The organism is Saccharopolyspora indica, from assembly GCF_027853965.1.
Taxonomy (GTDB): Bacteria; Actinomycetota; Actinomycetes; order Mycobacteriales; family Pseudonocardiaceae; genus Saccharopolyspora; species Saccharopolyspora indica.
In genome coordinates, this window is sequence record NZ_JAQGLB010000031.1 from 24,827 (window position 1) to 48,231 (window position 23,405).

At 70.8% G+C, this 23,405-nt stretch carries 23 protein-coding genes; 14 read left to right on the forward strand and 9 right to left on the reverse strand.

The window, feature by feature from the left end:
• Positions 1-2: 2 nt before the first annotated feature.
• The gene (locus OU416_RS37785) at positions 3-791 is read left to right on the forward strand and encodes an IclR family transcriptional regulator (RefSeq protein ID WP_270931897.1); all 789 of its coding nucleotides are present in this window, start codon (positions 3-5) and stop codon (positions 789-791) included.
• On the opposite strand, the gene OU416_RS37790 is transcribed toward OU416_RS37785, so the two are convergent.
• On the reverse strand, positions 792-1,556 hold the full coding sequence (locus OU416_RS37790) for a dioxygenase family protein (protein ID WP_270931898.1): 765 nt from the start codon (positions 1,554-1,556) through the stop codon (positions 792-794).
• A 332-nt stretch (positions 1,557-1,888) separates the two neighbouring features.
• Here OU416_RS37790 and OU416_RS37795 point away from each other — a divergent pair, with 332 nt between their 5' ends.
• Both OU416_RS37795 and OU416_RS37800 read left to right on the forward strand, forming a co-directional pair.
• Entirely contained in the window at positions 1,889-2,350 is a 462-nt protein-coding gene (locus OU416_RS37795) for a MarR family winged helix-turn-helix transcriptional regulator (RefSeq protein ID WP_270931899.1), read from the forward strand.
• A gap of 134 nt (positions 2,351-2,484) precedes the next feature.
• On the forward strand, positions 2,485-3,351 hold the full coding sequence (locus OU416_RS37800) for a fumarylacetoacetate hydrolase family protein (protein WP_270931900.1): 867 nt from the start codon (positions 2,485-2,487) through the stop codon (positions 3,349-3,351).
• 281 nt (positions 3,352-3,632) lie between these two features.
• Here the strand turns inward: OU416_RS37800 and OU416_RS37805 are convergent, their stop codons facing one another.
• Positions 3,633-4,229, reverse strand: coding sequence for a hypothetical protein (locus OU416_RS37805; RefSeq protein ID WP_270931901.1), 597 nt, complete (start codon positions 4,227-4,229; stop codon positions 3,633-3,635).
• A gap of 58 nt (positions 4,230-4,287) precedes the next feature.
• The gene (locus tag OU416_RS37810; RefSeq protein WP_270931902.1) at positions 4,288-4,458 is read right to left on the reverse strand and encodes a hypothetical protein; all 171 of its coding nucleotides are present in this window, start codon (positions 4,456-4,458) and stop codon (positions 4,288-4,290) included.
• A 271-nt stretch (positions 4,459-4,729) separates the two neighbouring features.
• On the opposite strand from OU416_RS37810, the gene OU416_RS37815 reads away from it, so the two are divergent.
• The 3 genes from OU416_RS37815 to OU416_RS37825 all read left to right on the forward strand — a co-directional run bounded on the left by OU416_RS37815 (position 4,730) and on the right by OU416_RS37825 (position 10,135).
• Entirely contained in the window at positions 4,730-5,806 is a 1,077-nt protein-coding gene (locus tag OU416_RS37815; RefSeq protein WP_270931903.1) for a LysR family transcriptional regulator, read from the forward strand.
• 95 nt (positions 5,807-5,901) lie between these two features.
• Positions 5,902-8,730: a penicillin acylase family protein gene (locus OU416_RS37820; RefSeq protein ID WP_270931904.1), complete on the forward strand. Its 2,829-nt coding sequence runs from the start codon at positions 5,902-5,904 to the stop codon at positions 8,728-8,730.
• 145 nt (positions 8,731-8,875) lie between these two features.
• Positions 8,876-10,135, forward strand: coding sequence for an amidohydrolase (locus OU416_RS37825; protein ID WP_270931905.1), 1,260 nt, complete (start codon positions 8,876-8,878; stop codon positions 10,133-10,135).
• A 132-nt stretch (positions 10,136-10,267) separates the two neighbouring features.
• Here OU416_RS37825 and OU416_RS37830 read toward each other — a convergent pair whose 3' ends face one another.
• Positions 10,268-10,849, reverse strand: coding sequence for a TetR/AcrR family transcriptional regulator (locus OU416_RS37830; protein WP_270931906.1), 582 nt, complete (start codon positions 10,847-10,849; stop codon positions 10,268-10,270).
• 83 nt (positions 10,850-10,932) lie between these two features.
• On the opposite strand from OU416_RS37830, the gene OU416_RS37835 reads away from it, so the two are divergent.
• Positions 10,933-11,565, forward strand: a complete 633-nt coding sequence (locus OU416_RS37835) for an NAD(P)-dependent oxidoreductase (protein WP_270931907.1) — start codon at positions 10,933-10,935, stop codon at positions 11,563-11,565.
• A gap of 4 nt (positions 11,566-11,569) precedes the next feature.
• Here OU416_RS37835 and OU416_RS37840 read toward each other — a convergent pair whose 3' ends face one another.
• Entirely contained in the window at positions 11,570-12,457 is an 888-nt protein-coding gene (locus OU416_RS37840) for a LysR family transcriptional regulator (RefSeq protein ID WP_270931936.1), read from the reverse strand.
• Positions 12,458-12,536: 79 nt separating this feature from the next.
• Here OU416_RS37840 and OU416_RS37845 point away from each other — a divergent pair, with 79 nt between their 5' ends.
• Both OU416_RS37845 and OU416_RS37850 read left to right on the forward strand, forming a co-directional pair.
• Positions 12,537-13,412 carry an EamA family transporter gene (locus OU416_RS37845; RefSeq protein WP_270931908.1) on the forward strand — a complete coding sequence of 292 codons (876 nt, stop codon included), beginning with the start codon at positions 12,537-12,539 and terminating at the stop codon, positions 13,410-13,412.
• Positions 13,409-14,032 carry an NAD(P)-dependent oxidoreductase gene (locus tag OU416_RS37850; protein WP_270931909.1) on the forward strand — a complete coding sequence of 208 codons (624 nt, stop codon included), beginning with the start codon at positions 13,409-13,411 and terminating at the stop codon, positions 14,030-14,032. Before OU416_RS37845 ends, OU416_RS37850 begins: the two co-directional genes overlap by 4 nt.
• A gap of 167 nt (positions 14,033-14,199) precedes the next feature.
• Here OU416_RS37850 and OU416_RS37855 read toward each other — a convergent pair whose 3' ends face one another.
• Entirely contained in the window at positions 14,200-15,078 is an 879-nt protein-coding gene (locus tag OU416_RS37855; protein ID WP_270931910.1) for an alpha/beta fold hydrolase, read from the reverse strand.
• A gap of 114 nt (positions 15,079-15,192) precedes the next feature.
• On the opposite strand from OU416_RS37855, the gene OU416_RS37860 reads away from it, so the two are divergent.
• Complete coding sequence (locus OU416_RS37860; protein ID WP_270931911.1) at positions 15,193-16,335, forward strand: epoxide hydrolase family protein; 1,143 nt, start codon at positions 15,193-15,195, stop codon at positions 16,333-16,335.
• A gap of 50 nt (positions 16,336-16,385) precedes the next feature.
• On the opposite strand, the gene OU416_RS37865 is transcribed toward OU416_RS37860, so the two are convergent.
• Both OU416_RS37865 and OU416_RS37870 read right to left on the reverse strand, forming a co-directional pair.
• Complete coding sequence (locus OU416_RS37865; protein WP_270931912.1) at positions 16,386-16,811, reverse strand: YciI family protein; 426 nt, start codon at positions 16,809-16,811, stop codon at positions 16,386-16,388.
• Between the two features lie 114 nt (positions 16,812-16,925).
• Positions 16,926-17,831 carry a CPBP family intramembrane glutamic endopeptidase gene (locus OU416_RS37870; protein ID WP_270931913.1) on the reverse strand — a complete coding sequence of 302 codons (906 nt, stop codon included), beginning with the start codon at positions 17,829-17,831 and terminating at the stop codon, positions 16,926-16,928.
• A 103-nt stretch (positions 17,832-17,934) separates the two neighbouring features.
• Between OU416_RS37870 and OU416_RS37875 the strand changes: the two genes are divergently transcribed.
• From OU416_RS37875 to OU416_RS37890, 4 genes are all read left to right on the forward strand, one after another.
• Positions 17,935-18,522, forward strand: a complete 588-nt coding sequence (locus OU416_RS37875) for a TetR/AcrR family transcriptional regulator (RefSeq protein WP_270931914.1) — start codon at positions 17,935-17,937, stop codon at positions 18,520-18,522.
• 41 nt (positions 18,523-18,563) lie between these two features.
• The gene (locus OU416_RS37880) at positions 18,564-19,007 is read left to right on the forward strand and encodes a helix-turn-helix transcriptional regulator (RefSeq protein WP_270931915.1); all 444 of its coding nucleotides are present in this window, start codon (positions 18,564-18,566) and stop codon (positions 19,005-19,007) included.
• 10 nt (positions 19,008-19,017) lie between these two features.
• Positions 19,018-19,428 carry a VOC family protein gene (locus OU416_RS37885; RefSeq protein ID WP_270931916.1) on the forward strand — a complete coding sequence of 137 codons (411 nt, stop codon included), beginning with the start codon at positions 19,018-19,020 and terminating at the stop codon, positions 19,426-19,428.
• A 107-nt stretch (positions 19,429-19,535) separates the two neighbouring features.
• Positions 19,536-21,911, forward strand: coding sequence for an excinuclease ABC subunit UvrA (locus OU416_RS37890; RefSeq protein WP_270931917.1), 2,376 nt, complete (start codon positions 19,536-19,538; stop codon positions 21,909-21,911).
• Positions 21,912-21,956: 45 nt separating this feature from the next.
• On the opposite strand, the gene OU416_RS37895 is transcribed toward OU416_RS37890, so the two are convergent.
• Positions 21,957-23,240, reverse strand: coding sequence for an aspartate aminotransferase family protein (locus OU416_RS37895; RefSeq protein WP_270931918.1), 1,284 nt, complete (start codon positions 23,238-23,240; stop codon positions 21,957-21,959).
• Between the last annotated feature and the right edge of the window lie 165 nt (positions 23,241-23,405).

The following is a 23,405-nucleotide window of genomic DNA, read 5'->3' on the forward strand; positions in this document are numbered from 1 at the left end:
GGGTGAAGTCGGAACCCGCCACGGCCGAACCAGCGGGCAGCGGGCCCAACGTGGTCAAGTCCGCCGATCGTGCGCTGGTCATCCTGGAACTGCTCTCCCGGGGACGGCACCGGCTCAGCGACATCGCCGAGACGCTGCGGCTCCCGCTGTCCAGCGTGCACGGTCTGCTCGGCACGCTGGTGCACCGCGGCTTCGCCGAGTTCGACCCGACCACCCGCACCTACGGGCTCGGGCTGAAGGCGTGGACGGTCGGGCAGGGCTACACCGGGCACCGCGACATCGTGGGCCTGGCGCTGCCGCTGATGGACCGGCTCGCGCAGCGCACCGGGGAAACGGTGCAGCTGTCCAGGCTGGACGGCACCGAGAACGTCTACATCGCCATCGCCGAGTCGCCCCAGCCGATGAAGCTGGTGTCGGCGGTGGGCATGCGGCTGCCCGCGCACGCGATCGGGCTGGGCAAGGCGCTGCTGACCGGGCTCCCGCAGGACGAGCTGGCGCGCCGCTACGAGGGCGTGGAGCTGGAGGGCTTCACCGCGAACACGGTGCGGGAGCTGCCCGAGCTGCTGGCCGAGGTCCAGGAGGCCCGGGCTCGCGGTTACGCCGCCGACGACGAGGAGTACATCATCGGCTGCCGCTGCGTGGCGATGCCGATCCGCGACCACTCCGGTGACGTGGTCGCGGCCCTGTCGGTCTCCGCGCCGACGCCGCGCTGCGGGCCGAACTGGACCGAGGAGACGCGGGCCCCGCTGGCCGAGGTGGTCGACGCGATCGAGCAGCAGCTCCGCCGCTGATCAGCCGAACTGGACGGAGCGCTTGGCCAGGCCCATCCAGAAGCCGTCGATGGCCATCTGCTGCGCGGTGAGGTCGTCGGCCGCCGCGCCGAGCGTCACGAACAGCGGTGCGAAGTGCTCCGTGCGCGGGTGCGCGAGCCGTCCGGCCGGGGCCTTGTGCCGGAAGTCCAGCAGGGCGTCGACGTCGTTGGCCTCGAGCGCCTGCCGCCCCCAGTCGTCGAACTCCGCGGACCAGCTCGGCGTGCCCGGTTCGCCGAGCGCCGAGAGGTTGTGGGTGAAGAACCCGCTGCCGATGATCAGCACGCCTTCGTCGCGCAGCGGCGCCAGCGCCCGGCCCAGGTGCATCAGCCGTTCCGGTTCCAGCGTCGGCATCGAGATCTGCAGGACCGGCACGTCGGCGTCCGGGTACATCTCCACCAGCGGCACGTAGGCGCCGTGGTCGAGGCCGCGGTCCGGGAAGTCGTGCACCGGGGTGTCCGGGCCGCGGAGCAGGGCGCGCACGCGGGCGGCCAGCGCCGGTGCGCCGGGGGCCGCGTACTGGACGGCGTAGTAGTGCTCGGGGAAGCCCCAGAAGTCGTAGATCAGCGGAACGGTGCTGGTGGCGCCGATGGCCAGCGGGGCTTCCTCCCAGTGCGCCGAGATGATCAGGATCGCCTTCGGCTCCGGCAGCCGGGCCGACCAGGCGGCGAGCTGGCCAGGCCACTGCGGGTCGTCGGCCAGCGGTGGCGCGCCGTGGCTGAGGTACAGGGCGGGCATCCGGGACATCGCGCACTCCTCGTTCGAATGAGGGTTTCCAACCTCGTTTTGCGTGGCGGTGCGGGTGGCGGAACCTCAGAGGCCGCCTGGCTGCGGGATCCCGTTCTTATGTATGTCCGATACACGGCGAACGGGCTGTCCTCGCCAGGCGACCTCTGAGAACCCGCGGCGGTGCGGGTTGCGAGGGTGGGTTATGCGCCTGCGGCGCATGCGACACCTTCCGCAGTCTGACTGCGCTGATCATCGCGGCTGCGGCCACCAACCAGGATGAAAAGGCTCAATGCGCACTCCACTCCGACCATAGCTGGTAGTTCAAATTTGAACAAGCTAGGCTCGGTGGCATGGCTGAACCGCGCTGGCTGGACGACGAGGAGATGGCGGCCTGGAACGCCTTCGTGGAGGCGAGCAACCTTCTCGCCCGCAAGGTCGAGCAGCAGCTGCGCGAGCAGGTCGGGCTGTCCCACCCGCAGTACGAGATCCTGGTCCGGTTGTCCGCGGCGCCCGGTGGCGAGCTGCGCATGACCGAGCTCGCCCAGCTGGTGGTGACCTCGAAGAGCGGCCTGACCTACCAGGTCACCCAGCTGGAGAAGGCCGGTCTGGTGCGGCGCCGGACCTGCGAGTCCGACGACCGCGGCGTCAACGCGCTGCTGACCGACGCCGGGCGGGAGAAGCTGCGCGCGGCGGCACCCGGGCACGTCGCCGTGGTGCGCTCGAACCTCATCGACGTGCTCGACCGCGATCAGCTGCGGGCCGTGGCCGCCGGGCTCGGCGAGGTCACGCGGCACCTGCGCACCTCCGGCTGAGCTGCGTCCGACCCCCGGACGGGTCTTGCTTCAGCGCGTCTCGCAGTGGAAGGTCGTAGGGCTGCCGAGCCGCGCCGGCCGCACCCGGCCTAGCCGGTGCGCTCTCGGCAGCACTGCCGAGACGAAGGAGTGAGATGAGGTTCCTGAGGTTGGGCCCCGCCGGGGCGGAACGACCGCACGTGGCAGACGACCAGGGCCGGCTGTTCGATCTGCACCCGATCACCACCGACATCGACGGGCGGTTCCTGGCCGCCGGTGGCATCGCGCGGGTGCGCGAGGCGCTGGCCGCCGGTGAGCTGACCGCCGTCGACGACCCCGGCGACGGCAGCGGCCAGCGGGTGGGCGCCCCGATCGCGCGGCCGATGGCCGTGCTGTGCATCGGCCAGAACTACGCCGCGCACGCCGCCGAATCCGGTTCGGCGCCGCCCGAGGTGCCGATCCTGTTCTTCAAGCACCCGAACACCGTCGTCGGGCCGCACGACGAGGTGCTGATCCCGCGCGGTGCCGAGCAGGTCGACTGGGAGGTCGAGCTCGGCGTGGTGATCGGCCGCCGGGCCCGCTACCTGGGCAGCGCCGAGGAGGCGCTGGCGTGCGTCGCCGGCTACGTGGTGGCCAACGACGTCTCCGAGCGGGCCTTCCAGAAGGAGCACTCCGGCGGGCAGTGGTCCAAGGGCAAGTGCGCGGAGACGTTCAACCCGGTCGGCCCGTGGCTGGTGCCCGCCGACGAGGTCGCCGACCCGCAGGCGCTGCGGTTGCGGACCTGGGTCAACGGAGAGGTGCGGCAGGACTCCAGCACCGCGGACATGGTCTTCGGCGTGGCCGAGATCGTCCGGCACCTCTCGCAGTACGTGACGCTGGAACCGGGTGACCTGATCAACACCGGGACCCCGGAGGGCGTGGCGATGTCCGGGCGGTTCCCGTACCTGGCGCCAGGTGACGTGCTGGAGCTGGAGATCGACGGCCTGGGCAGGCAGCGCCAGCAGGTGAAAGCCTGTCTTTGAACTTGTTCTGCGTAGCGGTGCCGGTAGCGGAACCTCAGCGTCCGCCTGGCTGCGGGATCCCGTTCTTATGTATGTCCGATACACGGCGAACGGGCTGTCCTCGCCAGGCGAACGCTGAGAACCCGCGGCGGTGCGAGCTGCGAGGGTGGGCTAAACGCCTCCGGCGTTTCAAAGACAAAGAACCGAAGTGACGAAAACGGCGGTTCGGCACCCTCCCCTCGGTGCCGAACCGCCGTTGTCTCCCAGCGCCGACCCCCAGTGCGGCGCTGCAGATGACCCGATCAGCGAGCGAGCTTGCGCGCCTTGGCGAAGCGGCCGTTGGCGGGCAGCCAGCACAGCACGACGGTGAGCACGATGGCTGCCATCGCGATGCCGCTGGTCACACGGGCCATCGCGGGCAACGCGTCGTTGACCACGGCGAGGTTCACGAACAGCCCGAAGACCGCGAAGATCGTGTACAGGATGCGCGCGTACTTGGCGCCGTTGATGGCCAGCAGGCTCCAGAGCAGCAGCGGCAGCGAGAACACCACCACCAGGATGCCCTTGAGGGCGACCGTGGCCGACACGCTCGCGAGCACGGTGTCCCACATGCCGAAGTCCACGAGCGCGGTCTTGAGGTCGGTGATCTCACCACCGGACAGCGAGGCCAGCGCCTCCATCTCCGAGTCCAGACCCAGCGAGCTGGGGTCGGACGCGAGGATCTCGTTGAGCATCGTCTCGCCGATCGGGCCGGCGTTGCTGATGAGGTAGATCGCCCCGATCAGGCCGGAAACAGCGGACAGCACGCCGACGACGACCAGCGCCAGCAGCGTGCCGGGGCGCTTCAAGCCGACCGGGGCCTCGGTCTGGTTCGGGGTTGCGGTCTGGGGATACGTCACGACTTGGGTTCTCCTTGCCAGGGCATGAAAAAGGGGGGTGTGGTCGAGCGGATTCGCGTCACCGGCCGGAGCGGGTGCTGGTGCGGACCGCCGAGCCGGTGGCCGGTGCGGCCACCGCGCGCCGTCGGCGGTCCTCGCCTCCGCGACGTGCAGTGCGGGCCCACGCACTGCGCGGGAAGGCGTCGTTCGGCGTCGCGCCACGGGGCGGCGCGACGGTGGTGCTGCGCATGGTGCTCGCGAATCCTCTCCGGGGCAGGCGGCGGCTCACGCATCCGCGCACCTGCGTTCGTGCGAACTGCCCCGAATTCACCGGCCGGTCGCGAGCCGGACCGGGGGCGATCACCGAAGGACCACCGTTGGGGCGAGGCAGATCATTGCACCGCGCCGCACGGGGTTTCCAGCGATTCGGGAAAGAATTCCGCAGATTATTTGTTCTGGCGTGGAGATCAGTTCCGCGCACTACACTTCGGCGCAAACAGGAGAGTCGAAGGAAGCATGCCGTGCCGTTAGTCGGAACCGCCAGTCTGTCCGCGAGCGACCTGCGCAGCAGATTGCTCGAATCGCCAGGTGCTCTGCTGGACACCACGATGGATCAGCTGCGCACCCTGGTGCTGGTGCGCGAGGTCGGAACCGCCCTGGCCGCAGCGCGTTCGCTGGGGCGCGAGCAGTCGAGCGTGCAGAAGCAGCTCGACACGCTCAACCGGAACTTCGAGCAACTGTGCGGTGAACCACTGGTGATCAAGCAGGGGCGCGGGAAGTCCGTCCTCTTCACCGATTCCGGAGAGGCGTTCGTGGAGATCGCGCGGAACACGCTGCGCGACTGGCTCGACGGGGTGCACGAATCGCGGCGGCTGCGCGGCGAAACGATCACTGTCGGCACAACTCGTTTCACTCTCGGTTTCCTCGCCAATGCCGGTGAGCACGTCGCCGCGGAATTCGCCGAGCGCGGTGTGGACTTGCGCGTGACGCACCTGCGAACCCGCGAATTGATCAGCGCGCTGCAGACCAAGCAGGTGGATCTGGTCTGCGGCAGCGTGCTGGTCGGCGAGCCGGGCGAGGACGTGCTGGCCGACGTCGACGTGCTGGAGTGGCGGCGCAGCGGGCTGAGCCTGGTCACGAACCTGCCGGTGGGCAAGCTGCCGAACCGGCCGATGCTGGCCAGCCAGCTGCACTCGCTGCCACTGGTCATCCCGGCCAGCGGACTGATCTCCGGGTTCCTGCGCGGCTGGTTCGGCGCCGACTACCGGGAGCGGCTCGACATCGCCGCGGAGATCGACGACGTGCGCTACGGGTTCGACCTGCTGCGCTCGGAACTGCTGCACGGCTGCATGATCGTCACCCGCGGCGTGGGCGAGGCCGCCGACGACGGCAGGCTGCCGGAGGGCCGGGGGCTGCGCACCATCGACCTGGTCAACGACGTCGGGCCGAAGATGCACGTGCTGGTGGGCGCTTTCACCCGGCGCGGGGAGCGGCAGGGCTACGACGCCGATCACCCGCTCAACCTGCTGTGGGCGGCGCTGGAGCTGGAGAACGCCAAGTGGAAGCGCGGTGAGAACCGCCCCGCGGTGGCGTCCTGATTGCGCCGTTCGGGGGCAGCGAACGTGAATGTCTTTCAATTCCAGTGCGGGGTGGCTAGCGTCCGGATCGCGTAGATCGACCGGGAGGATCTGGCATGCCGCGTCCCACCGCCGCTCTCGTCGCCACGGCCGCGATCGCGTCCCTGCTGGTCGCGCCGCAGGCCGCGGCCGAACCGGTTCCGGAGCCCGCGCCGGACTACTGCCGCGAGCAGTGCCACGACGTCCTGCCGCCCGGGCAGAACGGCAACGCCACCTTCGCCGAACTCGTCGCGCACATGCTGCTGGGCACCCGCCCGAAGCACTCCGCCGACCAGCTGGCCCGCTACGATGCGCTCGTCGACGGCTATCCGCGACTGACCACCGGCACGATCGAGGAGTTCTTCAACGACAACTCCTTCGGCGTGCGGCCCGACGACGTCGAGCGGACCTACCGGCCGCGCGAGGACGTCACCATCGTCCGCGACAAGACCGCGGGCGTTCCGCACGTCTACGGGACCACGCGCTCGGGCACCACGTTCGGCGCCGGTTACGCCACCGCCGAGGACAAGCTCTTCCTGATGGACGCGCTGCGCCGGGCCGGACGCGGTTCGGTGACGCCGTTCGCCGGTGGCGCGCAGGCGAACCGGGAGCTGGAGCAGCGGTTCTTCGCCGCATCGCCCTACACCGAGCAGGAGTTGCAGCAGCAGATCGATTCAGTCGCGAGCCGCGGGGAGCGCGGCCGCCAGGCGCTGGCCGACGCGCAGTCCTACGTGGACGGGATCAACGCCTACATCGAGGAGTCCCACCGGGGGCGGTACTTCCCCGGCGAGTACGTGGCCACCGGGCACGTCGACCCGATCACCAACGCCGGTCGCATCGAGCCCTTCGAGCTGACCGACCTGGCCGTGCTGGCCTCGCTGGTCGGCGCGCAGTTCGGCGGTGGCGGCGGCAACGAGGTGCAGAACGCGATCGCGCGCATGTCGTTGCACGAGCGGTTCGGCCCGGAGCGCGGCGAGGAGATCTGGGCGGCGTTCCGCGCGGAGAACGATCCGGAGGCCATCAGCACGCTCCACGATGGACAGTCCTTCCCGTACGGCGTGGCGCCGGAGAACCCGGAAGGCGTGGTGCTGCCGGATCCCGGATCGGTGATCGAGCAGCAGCTCGTGTTCGACCCGACCGGATCGGCCGCCCAGCCCGCGGAACCGGCTGCCCGGCCGGAGAGCCGCAACCCGCCGCCGGCCACCGACGACCCGGTCGAGAGCCTGCGCGGGATCTTCGACGACGGCCTGTTCCCGGCGGGCATGGGCGAATCCCGCGGCATGTCCAACGCGCTCGTCGTCTCCGGCGCGCACACCGAGAGCGGCAACCCGGTGGCCGTGTTCGGGCCGCAGACCGGCTACTTCGCGCCGCAGCTGCTCACCCTCCAAGAGCTGCAGGGGCCCGGAATCTCGTCGAAGGGCGCCTCGTTCGCCGGACTGAGCTTCTACACCCTGCTCGGCCGCGGTCAGGACTACGCCTGGAGCGCCACCACCGCGTCCCAGGACATGATCGACACCTACGCCGTGGAGCTGTGCGAACCGGACGGGAGCCCGGCGACCGTGGACTCCGACGCCTACCGGTTCCGCGGCGAGTGCGTGCCGATGCAGCAGATCGAGCGGGAGAACTCGTGGAAGCCCAACCTCGGTGACAACACGCCCGAGGGCTCCTACCGGCTGGTGTCGTTCCGGACCGCCTACGGCCCGGTGACCCACCGCGGCACCGTCGGCGGCGAGCCGGTCGCGTTCGCGCTGGCCCGGTCGACGTTCCTGCACGAGGTGGACTCGATCATCGGGTTCCAGAAGTTCAACGACCCGGGCGCGATCACCTCGGCGCAGGACTTCCAGCGCGCGGCGCACGACATCAACTTCACCTTCAACTGGTTCTACGCCGACGCCGACGACACCGCCTACTTCAACTCCGGCGCCAACGTGGTGCGCGAACCGGTGGTCGACCCGAGCATGCCGATCGCCGCCGACCCGGCCTACGAGTGGCAGGACTGGAACCCGGACGGCAACACCGCGGCGCTCGCGCCGTTCGAGCAGCACCCGAACTCGGTGAACCAGGACTACTACGTCAGCTGGAACAACAAGCAGGCGCCGGGAACCGCGGGCGACCGGGCGGAGAAGGGCGCCGTGCAGCGCGGCGACCTGCTCGACACCCGGGTCCGCGAGCGCATCGAGGCGGGCGGGAAGTTCGACCGGGTCTCGCTGACCCGGGCGATGGCCGAAGCGGGCGTCACCGACCTCCGCGCCGAGCGGGTGCTGCCCGACCTGCTGCGCCTGATCGACCGCGAACCCGTCACCGACCAGCGGACCGCGGTGCTGGTCGACCGGCTCCGGACCTGGCTGGCCGACGGCGGCAAGCGGATCGAGACCGAACCGGGCAGCAGGCAGTACGAGCACGCCGCGGCGATCGAACTGCTGGACGCGTGGTGGCCGCGGCTGGTGCGCGGCCAGTTCGAGCCCTCGCTGGGCGCGCCCGCCTACCGGGCGCTGACCGGGGTGATGCAGATCAACGAGTCGCCGTCGGGCTGGCAGAACGGCGATCCGGACCTGCACGTCGGTCAGGGCCACCAGGGTTCGGCCTTCCAGTACGGCTGGTTCGGCCAGGTCTCCAAGGACGTCCGCGCGGTGCTCGGCGAACCGGTGCCGGGCGGCTTCGGCGAACCGCTGTGCGGCGGTGGCGATCCGGCGGCGTGCCGGCAGGTGCTGCTGGACACCCTGCGCCAGGCGGCGCAAACCCCGGCGGAGCAGACCTACCCGGGTGACGCGGACTGCGCGGCGGGCGACCAGTGGTGCGCGGACGCGCTGGTGCACAGCAAGATCGGCGGCATCGCCCAGGAGAAGATCAGCTGGCAGAACCGCCCGACGTACCAGCAGGTCGTGGAGTTCCCGGCCCGCCGCTGATCGGTCGGAAGTGGGAGCTGTTCCGCAGGTGATGGTCCGTGAGCGTTTTGTGGTGTTATAGCCCCACAAAACACTCACGGATCCTGACCAGCGGAAACGGTGCTCGGCGTGGGAACATCGCGGTAACTGCGAACGGGAGGTTGTTGTGGGCGATCTGGGCGCTGTGCTGCGGCGAATCGACGACATCCGGGACGATCTCACCGCGCTCTACGAGGATCTGCACGCCCATCCCGAGCTGTCCTTCGCCGAGCACCGCACCGCGGCCGAGGTCGCGCGACGCCTCGAAGTGCTGGGCCTGGAGGTCACCACCGGAGTGGGCCGCACCGGCGTCGTGGGCGTGCTCCGCAACGGCGACGGCCCGACGGTGCTGCTGCGCGCGGACTTCGACGCGCTGCCGGTGCAGGAGCAGACCGGGCTCGACTACGCCAGCACCCAGCGCGGCACCGATCCGGACGGCCACGACGTGCCGGTGATGCACGCCTGCGGTCACGACATGCACGTCACCTGCCAGCTCGGCGCGCTCGACCTGCTGGTCAACGCCCGCGAGCAGTGGTCGGGCACGGTGGTGGCGGTGTTCCAGCCCGCGGAGGAGATCGGGGCCGGCGCGCAGGCGATGCTCGACGACGGTCTCCTGGAGCGCTTCCCGCGGCCCGACGTGTGCCTGGGCCAGCACGTCTTCCCGTTCCCGGCGGGCACCGTGGGCGTGATCAGCGGGCCCAGCATGTCGGCGGCCGACGGTCTGAAGATCACCATGTTCGGCCGCGGCGCGCACGGCTCGCAGCCGGAGAACGCCATCGACCCGGTGGTGATGGCCTCGGCGACGGTGCTGCGGCTGCAGACCGTGGTGTCCCGCGAGGTCTCCGCCCGCGACACCGCCGTGGTCACCGTCGGCTCGATCCGGGCGGGCACGAAGGACAACATCATCCCCGACCAGGCCGAGCTCCGGGTCAACATCCGCTCCTTCGACGAAGCCGTCCGCGAGCGGGTGATCGCGGCGGTCAAGCGCATCGTGCGCGCCGAAGCGATGGCCTCCGGCGCCGAGCGGGAACCCGAGTTCGAGCGGCTGACGGACTTCCCGGTGCTGGTCAACGACCCGCAGGCGACCGACCGCACGACCAAGGCGCTGTGCGAACAGCTCGGGACGGAACGGGTCCTGGCGCTGGAGCCGGTCACCGGCAGCGAGGACGTCGGCCTGTTCGGCACCGCGGCCGGAGTGCCGACCTGCTACTGGTTCTTCGGCGGAGTCGAGCGCGGCAAGTACCTGGCGGCCCGCGAAGCGGGCACGCTGAGCCGGGACGTCCCGTCCAACCACTCGCCGTTCTTCGCCCCGGTCGTCGAACCGACCCTGACCACCGGGGTCACCGCCATGGCCACCGCAGCCCTCGCCTGGCTCGACCCGCGCTGAAAACCCGATCAGGGCAACGAGGTTCCGCCCTCGGTCGGTGCGGGGCTGCGATCCGGGTGCTCAAAGGCTGTACGCGGTGCAGCAAGTCCTACGGCCGTCCGAACAGGGCGGCCGTAGTTGTGCCTGTACGCGCTATTCCGTCGGGACCAGGGGTTGGAGGAGGGTTCGGACGAGGTCGGGCGGGGTCGGGTTGGGGGTGTCGGTGAAGTGGGTCAGGAAGGCGCTCTGGAAGCAGGCTCCGAGGAGCAGGGCCGCCGTTGAGTCCGGGTCGGCTTCCGGGTCGAGGGCTCCCGCCTGCTGTTCCGCTCTCAGGTAGGCCGCGAGGGATTCGCGGACCGCGTGCGGGCCCAGGCCTCGTTCCTGCAGCGCGTCGCGGTGGGCGGTGAACAGCGTCTGCTCGGAGAAGACCGAGGCCGCCATCGGGAAGGTCTCGGTGTAGAAGTCGAGCGCCTCGGTCGCGACCTCTTCGAGGACCGCTCGCAGCTCGCCCTTGCCCGCCCGGTCGGTCAGGCCGGTGAGCAGCGCGCGGAGGTTGCCCGGTGCGCGTTCCTGGAGCACCGCGAGGAACAGGTCGGTCTTGTCTCGGAAGTGCTTGTACAGCGCGGCTTCCGAGAACCCGGACTCCTTGGCGATCTCCTTGGTGGTGGCGCGCGCCATGCCGCGCGTGCGCATCACGTGCGCGGCGGCGTCGAGCATCCGGTCCCGGGTTCCCACGGCGGCCTCCCTCGGTTGACAGGTTGGTGAGCGCTCGCTGACCATAGTAGTTAGTGGGCACTCACCAACCAAGGGGTGGAGCGATGCGGATCACGATCTTCGGGGCGACCGGCGGAACCGGGAAACACCTGATCGAACAGGCGCTGGCGGCCGGGCACCAGGTCACCGCGGTGGTGCGGGACCCGGCGAAGGTGACCCGCGAGCACCCGGAGCTGACGGTCGTCCGGGCCGACGTCATGGACGCCGCCGGCATCCGGCCGCACATCGCCGGCCGGGACGCCGTCATCTCCGCGATCGGCTCGACGAGCGTGCGGAACCCGACCGCGGTGCAGACCGACAGCACGATCAGCATCCTCGACGCGATGGGCGCGGCAGGCGTCCGCCGCTTCCTGGTGGTCAGCAACGGCGGCATGATCACCGAAGGCGACGACCCGCTGACCAAGCACCTGGTCAAACCGATCATGTGGCGCTTCCTCAAGCACCCGTGGACCGACATGCAGCGCATGGAGGAGATCGTGCGCGCCAGCGAGGCGGACTGGACGATCATCCGGCCGCCGAGGCTCACCGAAGGCCCGCGCACCGGCCGCTACCGCAGCGCGGTGGAGCGCGCCGTCCGCGGCGGGATGAAGATCTCCCGCGCGGATCTGGCGGACAGCATCCTCCGCAGCCTGGACGACGATTCCTCGATCCGGAGCGCGATCGCGGTCGCCGACTGAGGAGTCACTCGGCGAGTCGTTCGGCGGGGATGCCGAGCGCGGTCAGGAAGGCCGTCGCGGCCGGGGTCCGGGTGGTGCGGCTCCAGGCCACGTACTCGATGCGGGCGGGGGCGTCGGTCACCGGGATCGTCGTCACGCCGGTGAACCTCGGCACGTAGGTGGAGGCCAGCATCGCGATGCCGAGCTGCTGCTGGACGAGCTGGACCATCAGATCCGCCGTCGGGATCTCGAAGGCCACCTCGCGGTCGAGGCCCGCCGCGGCGAAGGCCTGATCGGACTGGGCCCGTCCCGCGCTGCCGGTGGGGAAGTCCACGAAGCGCTCGGTGGCGAGCCGGTGGAGGTCGACGTTCTCGCTGGTGGCGAGCGGGTGCTCGGGCGCGACCACCGCGACCAGCGGATCCCGCGCGAACTCGAAGCTCTGGACGCCCTGCGGCCGGACGGTGGCCGGGAGGCCGAGGAACGCCACGTCGAGGGAACCTTCGCGGATCTGCTCGGTCATGACGTCGCTGCTGCCCACCCGCAGGCCGATCCGGACGTCCGGGTGGCGCTGGTGGAACTCGCGGAGCACGACCGGGAGGTCGACCGCGGCCACGGTGGGGATCACGCCGATCGCCAGTCGCCCGCGCACCTCGCCGATGGCCGCGGCGACCTCGGCCGCGGCGCGCTCGGCGGCGTCGAGGCACTGGCGCGCTGCGGGCAGGAACGCCTCGCCCGCCGGGGTCAGCCGAACCCGGCGGCTGGTGCGGTCGAAGAGCCGGGCGCCGAGCTCGCGCTCCAGCCGCGCCACCTGGTGGCTCAGCGCGGATTGCACGACCAGGCATCGCTGCGCGGCGCGGGTGAAGCTGTTCGTCTCGGCCACGGCGACGACGTAGCGCATCTGCTGGAGTTCCACCGATCCATCGTGCATCGAGATGGATCGGATGACAAACATGTGTTGGACTCATCGATGCTGGTCGGCAGAGACTTGAGGCATGATCCAGAAGAACGTCGTGCTGACCGCGCTGGCCCCGGCCGTGTGGGGCACGACCTACGTGGTGACCACGGAGCTCCTGCCGGCCGGGCACCCGCTGTTCGCCGGGTTGGCCCGCGCGCTGCCCGCCGGGCTGATCGCGCTGGCGCTGACGCGGGCGCTGCCGCGCGGCGCGTGGTGGGGCAAGGCCGCGCTGCTCGGCGTGCTGAACATCGGCTTGTTCTTCCCGCTGCTGTTCATCGCCGCCGAGCGGCTGCCCGGCGGGGTCGCCGCGACCTTGGCCGCCGTGCAGCCGATGATCGTCGCGGTGCTGGCCGTGGTCGTGCTGAAGGAACGGCCGTCCGCGCGGCGGTTCGGCTGGGGCGCGGTCGGTGTCGTGGGCATCGGTCTCGTGGTGCTCGGCCCGGACGCCGGTTTCGACGTCGTCGGGATCATCGCGGGCCTGGCCGGTGCGGTCGGGATGGCGCTCGGGGTGATCCTGACCAAGCGCTGGGGACGGCCGCCCGGCGTCGGCCCGGTGGCCTTCGCTGGCTGGCAGCTGACCGCGGGCGGGCTGTTCCTGGTGCCGGTCACGCTCACCTTCGAGGGCCTGCCGCCCGCTGTCGACGTGCCCGCGCTGCTCGGATACCTGTGGCTGGGCGGGGTCGGCGGACTGCTCGCCTACGTCGTGTGGTTCCGCGGGATCGGCGTCCTGCCGGTCACCTCGGCCGCCCTGCTCGGCCTGCTCTCGCCGCTGGTCGCCGCGCTGCTCGGCGCGGCGCTGCTCGGACAGCTGCTGGGCCCGGTCCAGCTGCTCGGTTTCGCCTTCGCGCTGGCCGCGATCGTCGCGGCTCAGCTGCCCGCTCGAACTCCCGTCCTGGAAAGGGTCGCAGCATGAAGATCACCGTCATCGGAGCCACCGGAATGGCCGGTTCGCGAATCACCGCCGAAGCCGTCCGGCGCGGCCACCACGTCACCGCCGTGTCCCGCAGCGGCGCCCCGCTGCCCGGAGCGACGGCGGTCCGCGCCGACGTGACGGACGGGGAGCGGATGCGCGACCTGTTCGCCGGGGCCGACGCGATCGTCGGCGCGACCCGGCCGGCGCCGGGGCAGGAGCACGTCGTCGGCGAGACCACGACGGCGCTGCTCGACGCGGCCACCGGTGCCGACCGCCGGGTTCTCGTCGTCGGCGGCGCAGGTCCACTGAGGACTCCCGGTGATCCGGACCGGCTGGTCGTGGACGATCCCGCCTACGTGGCCGCAGAATGGCGCACGATCGCCGCGGCGAGCGTCGCCCAGCTGGAGGTCTGCCGCGCGCACCAGGCGGACTGGACCTACCTGAGCCCGCCCGCGGTGCTCGAACCCGGCGAGCGCACCGGCCACTACCGGCGCGGCGGCACGACCCTCCTGGTCGGCCCCGACGGCACCTCCCGCATCTCCGCCGAGGACTTCGCGGTGGCGGTCCTCGACGAGCTGGAGAACCCGAGCGGTGCCAAGCACTTCACCGTCGCCTCCTGAACGGGGCTGGTGCGCGGTCGGCTCCGTTTCACCTGTTCAGCGCCCGTGAGTGGTTTGTGGGGCTATAGCACCCCAAACCGCTCACGGGTCTCCACCTGCGGAAACGGAGCCGGGGAAGGGACATTGCCGTGTTGTGGGCCCCGGGCTGCGAGCGTCCAGGCGCCGGATCAGGGGAGCATGCGGTGGATCTCGGCGGCCACGAGCTCGGGGTCGCCGGTCGGCACGAGGTGGCCGGAGTTCGGGGCGTAGACGTGGCGGCCGAGGCGGTGCTGTTCGGCGCGGTGCTCGTGGGATGCGTTCAGCGCGGCGCGGATTCGGGCGTTCATGCCCGTCGAGGTGCGGCCCGCGGAGATCACCGTGACCGGCACGTCGAGCGGGTCCAGCGGGTCGTCGCGCAGCGCGGTCATGTCGGCGACGACCGAGGCGAGTTCGGCGGCGCGGGTGCGGATCGTGCCGACGGTGAAGCCTTCGGCGCGCATCTCCGCCTTGGCGTCGTCGGGCAGCGGCGCGAGCAGGTCGCGGTGGGCGAAGGCCAGGAGGCCGAGGCGGGCGAGCAGGCTGCTGATGGCCTGGCCGATCTTCTCCGCGCGGCGGACCGACGGGTGGAAGAACAGGTCGCACGCTTCGTCGGTGTGGTCGAGCAGCACCAGCCCGGCGATCCGCGCGGGGTTCGCGGCGGCGGCGATCCGCACGATCGGACCGCCCCAGCTGTGCCCGACCAGCACGAACGGTCCTGGGCCGAGGTGGTCGAGCAGGTCGCCGAGGTCGGCGGCGAGCCGCTGGAGCGTGCGCGGGTGGCCGTCGGGCGCGCTGCGCCCCAGGCCGCTGCGGTCGTAGACGACGGTCGGAGCCCGGTCCGCGACCGCGACCTGCGCGGGCGCCCAGTACGAGCGGCTCGCGGCCAGCCCGCTCTCGAACACCACCGTCGGCGCGTCCGGTGCTCCGGGGCGCCGCATGTAGAACAGCTCCCGGCCGTCGCGGGTCGTCGCGGTGCCGGGCGCGCCCTGGCTGTGCTCGACTTCCGCTCCGCTTCGCGGTCCCCCCACGCGAACCTCCTCCGAGCTCGATTCAAGTTAGCCTAGCCTAATTTGTCGGCCCGCTGGGAAGATCCGGTGAATCGAGGACGGCATGTGTCCTAGCCCGTCCATAGCGTTGCGAGCATGGTCAACGCAGTGCACATCCGCCCCTTCCGCATCGACGTTCCGCAGGCTCGGCTGGACGACCTCCAGAACCGGCTGGCCGGGACGAGGTGGCCGGACGAGCTGCCGGGAGTCGGGTGGAGCCGCGGCGTTCCGGTGGCCTACCTCAAGGAGCTCGCCGAGCACTGGCGCACCGGCTACGACTGGCGGGCGCACGAGGCGGCGCTCAACGAGCACCCGCAGTTCACCGCGGACATCGACGGTCAGAACCTGCACTTCCTGCACGTGCGCTCGCCGGAGCCGGACGCCACGCCGCTGCTCCTGCTGCACGGCTGGCCGGGCGGCGTGACGGACTTCCTCGACGTCATCGGCCCGCTGACCGATCCGCGGGCGCACGGCGGCGACCCGGCCGACGCCTTCCACCTGGTCGTCCCGTCGCTGCCCGGCTTCGGCTTCTCCACGCCGCTGGCCGGTCCCGGGATGAACGCGGCGCGGATCGCCGGGATCCTGCTGCGGCTCATGGCCGAACTCGGCTACCACCACTTCGGCGTGCAGGGCTACGACACCGGAGCCTGGGTCGGTCCGCAGCTCGGGCAGCAGGCGCCGGAGCGCGTGCTCGGCATCCACCTCAACGCGCTGATCACCTTCCCGGCCGGGATCGAGGGCGAGTTCGACGGGCTCACCGAGGTCGAGCAGCGGCGCTGGGAGGCGATGCAGGACTTCAACGACGGATACCTGCAGTGCAACGCCAAGCGGCCGCAGACGGTGGCCTACGGCCTGCACGACTCACCGGTCGGGCAGCTCGCCTGGATCGTGGAGAAGTTCAAGGAGCTCACCGAGCCCGCCGACGGACTGCCCGAGGACAGCATCGACCGCGACCGCATCCTCACCGACGTCACCCTGTACTGGCTGACCGGCACGGCGGCCTCGGCGGCGCAGATCTACTACGAGGAGATCTCCGCGAACGACTGGGGCACGCAGCGCGCGACCGTGCCGACCGGGGTGCTGGTGTCCGCCCACGACGTGACCATCCGCCGCTGGGCCGAGCGGGACCACCACGTCGTGCACTGGGCGGAACTGGGCAAGGGCGGCCACTTCCTGGCGATGGAGGAACCGGAGGCGCTGGTCGAGGACGTCCGGACGTTCTTCCGGAAGCTGCGTTGAGCGGCGGTCGTGAGTGCGCGGAGCCGGTCTGCGCACTCACGGCTGCGCGCTCATCCGCCGTGCTGCTCGGCGATGCGCTCGCGCATCCGCTGCTCGGCCTCGCGCAGCTCCGGGGTGAACTCCTCGCCGAAGTCGGCCTCCTCGGCGACCTTGCGGATCTCCACCTCGCCGCTCTGGAAGGGGATCCGGCGCGCCCAGCCGATCGCCTCGTCGCGGGAGGCGACGTCGAGGATCCAGTACCCGGCGACCAGCTCCTTGGTCTCGGTGAACGGCCCGTCGACGACGGTGGTCCTCCCCTTGCCGGAGAACTTCACGCGCGCTCCGGTGCTGCTGTCCAGCAGCCCGTTGCCGTCGACCATCACACCGGCCGCGACCAGTTCCTCGTTGAACCGCGTCATCTCCGCGAGCTCCTGCTCGGTCGGCATCGTGCCGGACTCGGACTGCTCGTCGGACTTGATGATCACCATGTACTTCATCGCGGTCTCCTCCTGGAAGTCGGTTCCTGCTTCACCGACGCATCGAACGAGCCGGGCCGGGATCGACACCTCGCGACGAATTCTCCGGAAGTTTTTTCCGCGGCGCGGCCCTGGTCAGCTGTCCGCTCCCGCCGGTCGGCGCTTGACCAGCAGGAACACCACGGCGGTCAGCAGCAGGAAGGCGGGTATCAGCAGCAGTGCGTCCGGTGTGGTCGGCTGCGCGGACCAGCCGGTGTCGCGGCTGGCGCCCTCCAGGGTGATGCGGGCGACGGTCAGGTACGTCAGGTGCACGGCGATGGACGCCCACAGCGACCCGGTGGTGATGCGCGCGATCAGCAGCACGGTGCCGAAGACCGGGAACAGGACCGCGTAGGCGACCGGATCCTGGCCGGGCGGGGCGAAGCCCGGCGCCGGCGGGTTGTCGCCCAGCAGCGTGCCCACCGCGAAGTTGACGACGGTCGACCCGGCGCCGACCAGGCAGAACAGCAGGACGGTGGTGAGGAATGCCGTCCACCGGCGCAGCGCCCGGCTGAGCGAGGCGTAGACGTACCCGCGGAAGACCAGCTCCTCCGGGAAGGCCTCCAGCGCCAACGCGATCAGTGTGTTGACCAGCAGGAACTGCGCGAGCTTCGCCGCGTCGAGCGGGCCCCACTCGAACCAGCCCGCCCAGGTCCCCAGCCCGAACACCACGGCCGCCGAGCCGCCGGTGATCGCCACGCCGAGCGCGAAGGTCCGCAGGCCCGCTGCCCAGCCGGTCAGGCCGAGCCCGGACATCGGTTCGCGGTCCACGGCGCGGCGCAGCAGCGCGATCAGCGACACGGCGATCAGCAGGCACAGCGCTGCGATCAGGACCTGCCGCGAGGTGTCGCTCATGCCGGTGCGGCTCTGCGCCGCGTGCGCGATCGCTCCTGCCGAGCCGAGCGCCACGGCCATGGCGCAGGTGCCCAGCACGCCCCGGGTGAGCGCTCCCGCTCGCGTGGTCCGCCTCGGCGCGTCGACCAGCGCCTCCGTGGACGGCATCGCTCCTCCTTTTTAGGTCAGGTGTACAAAATACGATTTCGGTCGACTGTACAGAAAAAGATCCGCGCGGCGGGCTCGGGTAGAAAAGTCGGGGGAGGTGCGCGTGCCGAAGATCGTCGACCACGAAGAACGCCGCTGGGAGCTGGTGCGAGCGGTGTGGGCCGTCATCCGCGAGCGGGGCGTGTCGGGAGCGTCGGTGCGCGCCGTCGCCCGCCAGGCGGGCTGGTCGCCGAGCTCGGTGCAGTACTACTTCTCCAGCCAGTCGGAGCTGCTGCTGTTCGCGCTGCGCGCGATCTCCGAGGTGGCGGAGCGCAGGCTGCTGGCGGCGGACCTGCCCGGCGATCCCCGCGACCGGGCGCTGGCCCAGCTGGAACGGCTGCTGCCGACCGATCCGGACGCGCACGTGGCCACCGAGATCTGGGTGGCGTTCCTCTCGCTGGTCCTGGTCGACGACGAGGCCAGGGCGCTCAACTCGGGGGACGCCCACGCGGTGTCGGCCCTGTGCCGCGAAGTGCTGGACGCGATGGCCGCGGCCGGGCTGGTCGCCGAGCACCGGGACCTGGAGCTGGAGACCCGCTTGCTGCACGCGCTGTTCGACGGCATCGCCCTGCACTCGGTGACGGCTCCCGACCTGATGCCCGCCGACCAGATCAGGCGGCTGCTCGAATACCACCTGGACCACCTGCGGTGATCGGTTTGGGCGCGTCGGGGCGGCGTGGCACGATTCGGCACGTGGTCAGCACCTCCGCCGAAGCCCAGCGCCTGCGCGATCTCGCGCTGCTGCGCCGGGTCCGCGACCGGATCGACCGGGAGTACGCGCAACCGCTGGACGTCGAGGCGCTCGCCCGCGGCGTCGGGATGTCCTCCGGGCATCTCAGCCGCCAGTTCCGCCGCGCCTACGGGGAGTCGCCGTACAGCTACCTCATGACGCGGCGCATCGAGCGGGCGATGGCGCTGCTGCGCCGCGGTGACCTGAGCATCACCGATGTCTGCTTCGAGGTCGGCTGCTCCTCGCTGGGCACCTTCAGCACCCGCTTCGCGGAACTGGTCGGCATGTCGCCCAGCCGCTACCGGCGGGAGGCGGCGGCCGAGACCGAGGGGATGCCGTCGTGCGTGGCCAAGCAGGTCACCAGACCGATCAGGAATCGAGAAGCGCGGTCCTCGGAGCGCACCTAGCGTGGCTGCCATGGACATCACCATCATGGAGACCTTCCTCCCGCACGAGGACCACGAGGCCACGCTGACCTTCTACCGCGACGTGCTCGGCTTCGAGGTGCGCAAGGACGTCGGGTACCAGGGCATGCACTGGATCACGGTCGGCCCGCCCGGCCAGCCCGGCACGTCGATCGTGCTCTACCCGCCGGCCGCCACCCCGGGCCTCACCGACGACGAGCGCCGCACCATCGCCGAGATGATGGCCAAGGGCAGCTACGCGATGATCAACCTGGCCACGCCGGACCTCGACAGCACCTTCGAGAAGCTGCAGGCCCGCGACGTCGAGATCGTGCAGGAGCCGACCGACCAGCCGTACGGGCGGCGCGACTGCGCCGTGCGCGATCCCGCGGGCAACATGATCCGGATCAACGAACAGTCCTGAGTCAACGTTTCCGCTGGTCACAAGCCGTGAGTGCTTTGTGGGGCCATAGCACCACAAAACACTCACGGACGCGTGCCAGCGGAACCAATGTGATAGGCGGAGCATTGATGAGCACGGCCACGACGAACGCGCTGCACGTCGCGGACAGCCACGACCTGATCCGCGTGCACGGTGCGCGGGTGAACAACCTCAAGGACGTCAGCGTCGAGATCCCGAAGCGCCGGCTGACGGTGTTCACCGGGGTCTCCGGCTCGGGCAAGAGCTCGCTGGTGTTCGGCACGATCGCCGCCGAGTCGCAGCGGATGATCAACGAGACCTACAGCGCCTTCGTGCAGGGCTTCATGCCGACGCTGGCGCGGCCCGACGTCGACGTGCTCGACGGCCTGACCACCGCGATCATCGTCGATCAGGAGCGGATGGGCAGCGATCCGCGTTCCACCGTCGGCACCGCCACCGACGCCAACGCGATGCTGCGCATCCTGTTCAGCCGCCTCGGCACGCCGCACATCGGTTCGCCCCAGGCGTTCTCGTTCAACGTCGCCTCGATCAGCGGCTCCGGCGCGGTGAAGTTCGAGCGCAGCGGCAAGACGGTGAAGGAGCGGCGCGACTTCAGCGTGCTCGGCGGCATGTGCCCGAACTGCGAGGGCCGCGGCTCGGTCAACGACTTCGACCTCGCCGAGCTCTACGACGCGGCCAAGTCCATCAACGAGGGCCCGTTCAAGGTTCCCGGCTACGGCTCCGAGGGCTGGTACGGCCGGATCTTCAGCGGTTCCGGGCTGCTCGACCCGGACAAGCCGATCCGCGACTACAGCGCGGAAGAACTGCACGTCCTGCTGCACAACGAGCCGGTCAAGATCAAGGTCGACGGCGTCAACCTGACCTACGAGGGCCTGATCCCGAAGCTGCGCAAGACGATCCTGGCCAAGGACCGGGAGTCGATGCAGCCGCACATCCGGGCCTTCGTGGACCGGGCGATCACCTTCACCGACTGCCCCGAGTGCGGCGGCACCCGGCTCAACGAGACCGCGCGGTCGTCGAAGATCGCCGGGATCAGCATCGCCGACGCGTGCGCCATGCAGATCAACGACCTCGCCGAGTGGACCCGCGGCCTCGACGACTCGTCGGTCGGCCCGCTGCTCGAAACGCTGCAGCAGACGCTGGACTCCTTCGTGGAGATCGGCCTCGGCTACCTCTCGCTGGACCGCCCGTCGGGCACGCTGTCCGGCGGCGAGGCCCAGCGCACCAAGATGATCCGCCACCTCGGCTCCTCGCTCACCGACGTCACCTACGTCTTCGACGAGCCCACCATCGGCCTGCACCCGCACGACATCCAGCGGATGAACGACCTGCTGCTCCGCTTGCGGGACAAGGGGAACACGGTGCTCGTCGTCGAGCACAAGCCGCAGACCATCGCGATCGCCGACCACATCGTCGACCTGGGCCCGGGCGCGGGCACGGCGGGCGGCACGATCTGCTTCGAGGGCGACGTCGACGGGCTGCGGGCCAGCGACTCCACCACCGGCCGCCACCTCGAGGACCGCACCAAGCTCAAGGGCGAGGTGCGCACCCCCACCGGTCAGCTGGAGATCCGCGGCGCCGCCACGCACAACCTGCAGGACGTCGACGTCGACATCCCGCTCGGCGTGCTCTGCGTGATCACCGGCGTGGCGGGCTCCGGCAAGAGCTCGCTGGTGCGCGGTTCGGTGCCCGCCGACGCCGGGGTGATCGAGGTGGACCAGACCCCGATCCGCGGGTCTCGGCGCAGCAACCCGGCGACCTACACCGGCATGCTGGAGCCGATCCGCAAGGCCTTCGCCAAGGCCAACGGCGTGAAACCGGCGCTGTTCAGCGCGAATTCGGAGGGCGCCTGCCCGGCCTGCAACGGCGCGGGCGTGATCTACACCGACCTGGCGATGATGGCCGGTGTCGCCACCACCTGCGAGGAGTGCGAGGGCAAGCGGTTCCAGGCGGCGGTGCTGGAGTACCGGCTCGGCGGCAAGAACATCAGCGAGGTGCTCTCGATGTCGGTCGCGCAGGCCGAGGAGTTCCTCGGCGAGGGCGAGGGCCGCATCCCGGCGGCGCACAAGATCCTGCAGCGCCTCGTCGACGTCGGGCTCGGCTACCTCCGCCTCGGCCAGCCGCTGACCACGCTGTCCGGCGGCGAGCGGCAGCGGCTCAAGCTGGCCACGCACATGTCCGAGAAGGGCGGCGTCTACGTCCTCGACGAGCCGACGACCGGCCTGCACCTCGCCGACGTCGAGCAGCTGCTCGGCCTGCTCGACCGGCTGGTCGACTCGGGCAAGTCGGTGATCGTGATCGAGCACCACCAGGCGGTGATGGCGCACGCGGACTGGATCGTCGACCTCGGTCCCGGAGCGGGCCACGACGGCGGCCGCATCGTCTTCGAAGGCACCCCGGAAGCCCTGGTCGAAGCCCGCTCCACGCTCACCGGCGAGCACCTCGCCGACTACGTCGGCGCCTGACCGCGCCGGCGCGCCGGGATCTGGGGGTCCCGGCGCGCCGGTGGATCAGCTGGTTTCGGCGGTGAGGGCCTTGTCGAGGATCTCCAGGCCCCGGTCGATCTCCGCGTCGGTGGCCGTCAGCGGCGGGGCGATGCGGAAGGTGCCGCCCATGCCCGGGAGCTGGACGATGTTCATGTGCAGGCCGAGGTCCGCGCAGCGGCGGGTGACCGCCGCGCCCAGCTGGTCGGCTCCGCCGGGGCCTCCGACCAGTTCCAGGCCCACCAGCAGGCCGCGGCCCCGGACGTCGCCGATCACCTCGTGCCTGCTCGCGAGCTCGTCCAGGCCGCCGCGCAGGCGGTCGCCGAGCTCGCGGGCCCGCACGTCGAGGCGGTCGCGGGTCAGCACGTCCAGGACGGTGTTGCCGACCGCCGCCGGGAGCGGGTCGTTGACGTGCGTGGTGAAGAACAGGTAGCCGCGTTCGTGCGCCTCCTGCTCGATCTCCGCGCTGGTCAGCACGGCTGCGAGCGGCAGACCCGCGCCGAGGGTCTTGGACAGCGTGAGGATGTCCGGGACCACGCCGTCGCGCTCGAAGGCGTACCAGTCGCCGGTGCGGCACAGGCCGGTCTGGGCCTCGTCCAGGATCAGCAGCATGCCGCGCTCGTGGCACTTGTCCCGCAGCGCGGCCAGGTAGCCCGGCGGGAGGTCGACGACGCCGCCGCTGCTCAGGATCGGCTCGACCAGGCAGGCCGCGAGGCTGCCCGCGGACTGGGCGTCGATCAGGTCGAAGGCCAGGTCCAGCTGGCGGCGCCAGTCCAGGTTCCCGTCGGCGTCGACGATGTCGGGGCGGAACCGGTCCGGGACCGGCAGCGCGAAGTTGCCGGGAGCGGGCGGCCCGTATCCGGCGCGCCCGGCGCTGTAGGTGGCGTTCGCGGCGGCCTGCGTCATGCCGTGCCAGGACCGCGCGAACGAGACGATCTCGTACTTCCCGGTGACCAGCTTGGCCATCCGCAGCGCGGCCTCGTTCGCCTCCGCCCCGGTGGTCAGGAACACGGCCTTGTCCAGCGGCGCGGGCAGCGTCCCGGCGAGCCGCTCGGCGAGGTCGAGGACCGGACGGCTCAGCATCCCGCTGTAGAGGTGGTCGAGCCGCTCGGCCTGCCCCCGGATCGTCGCGACGATCTCCGGGTGCGAGTGCCCGAGGATCGCGCTCATCTGCCCCGAGGTGAAGTCGAGCAGCTCACGCCCGTCCTCGGTGACCACAGTGCTCCCCGAAGCCCGGTCGACGACCCCAGGACTGAACCCCCCGCGCCCCGAGTAGCGAATCAAGTGCCGTTCCAGTCCGATCTCACCCATACCCCGGACGCTACGGACCCGAACTCCCCGAAGTCCACCCCGGGAAACCCCCGGTGAAGGGCACCTTTCAGCAACTAACTTGCCTAAAGGTGCCCTTCACCGGGGGCCATCACCCGTTGGGGAGCGGGTGAAGGGCACCCTTCACCAACTAACTCGGCGAAAGGT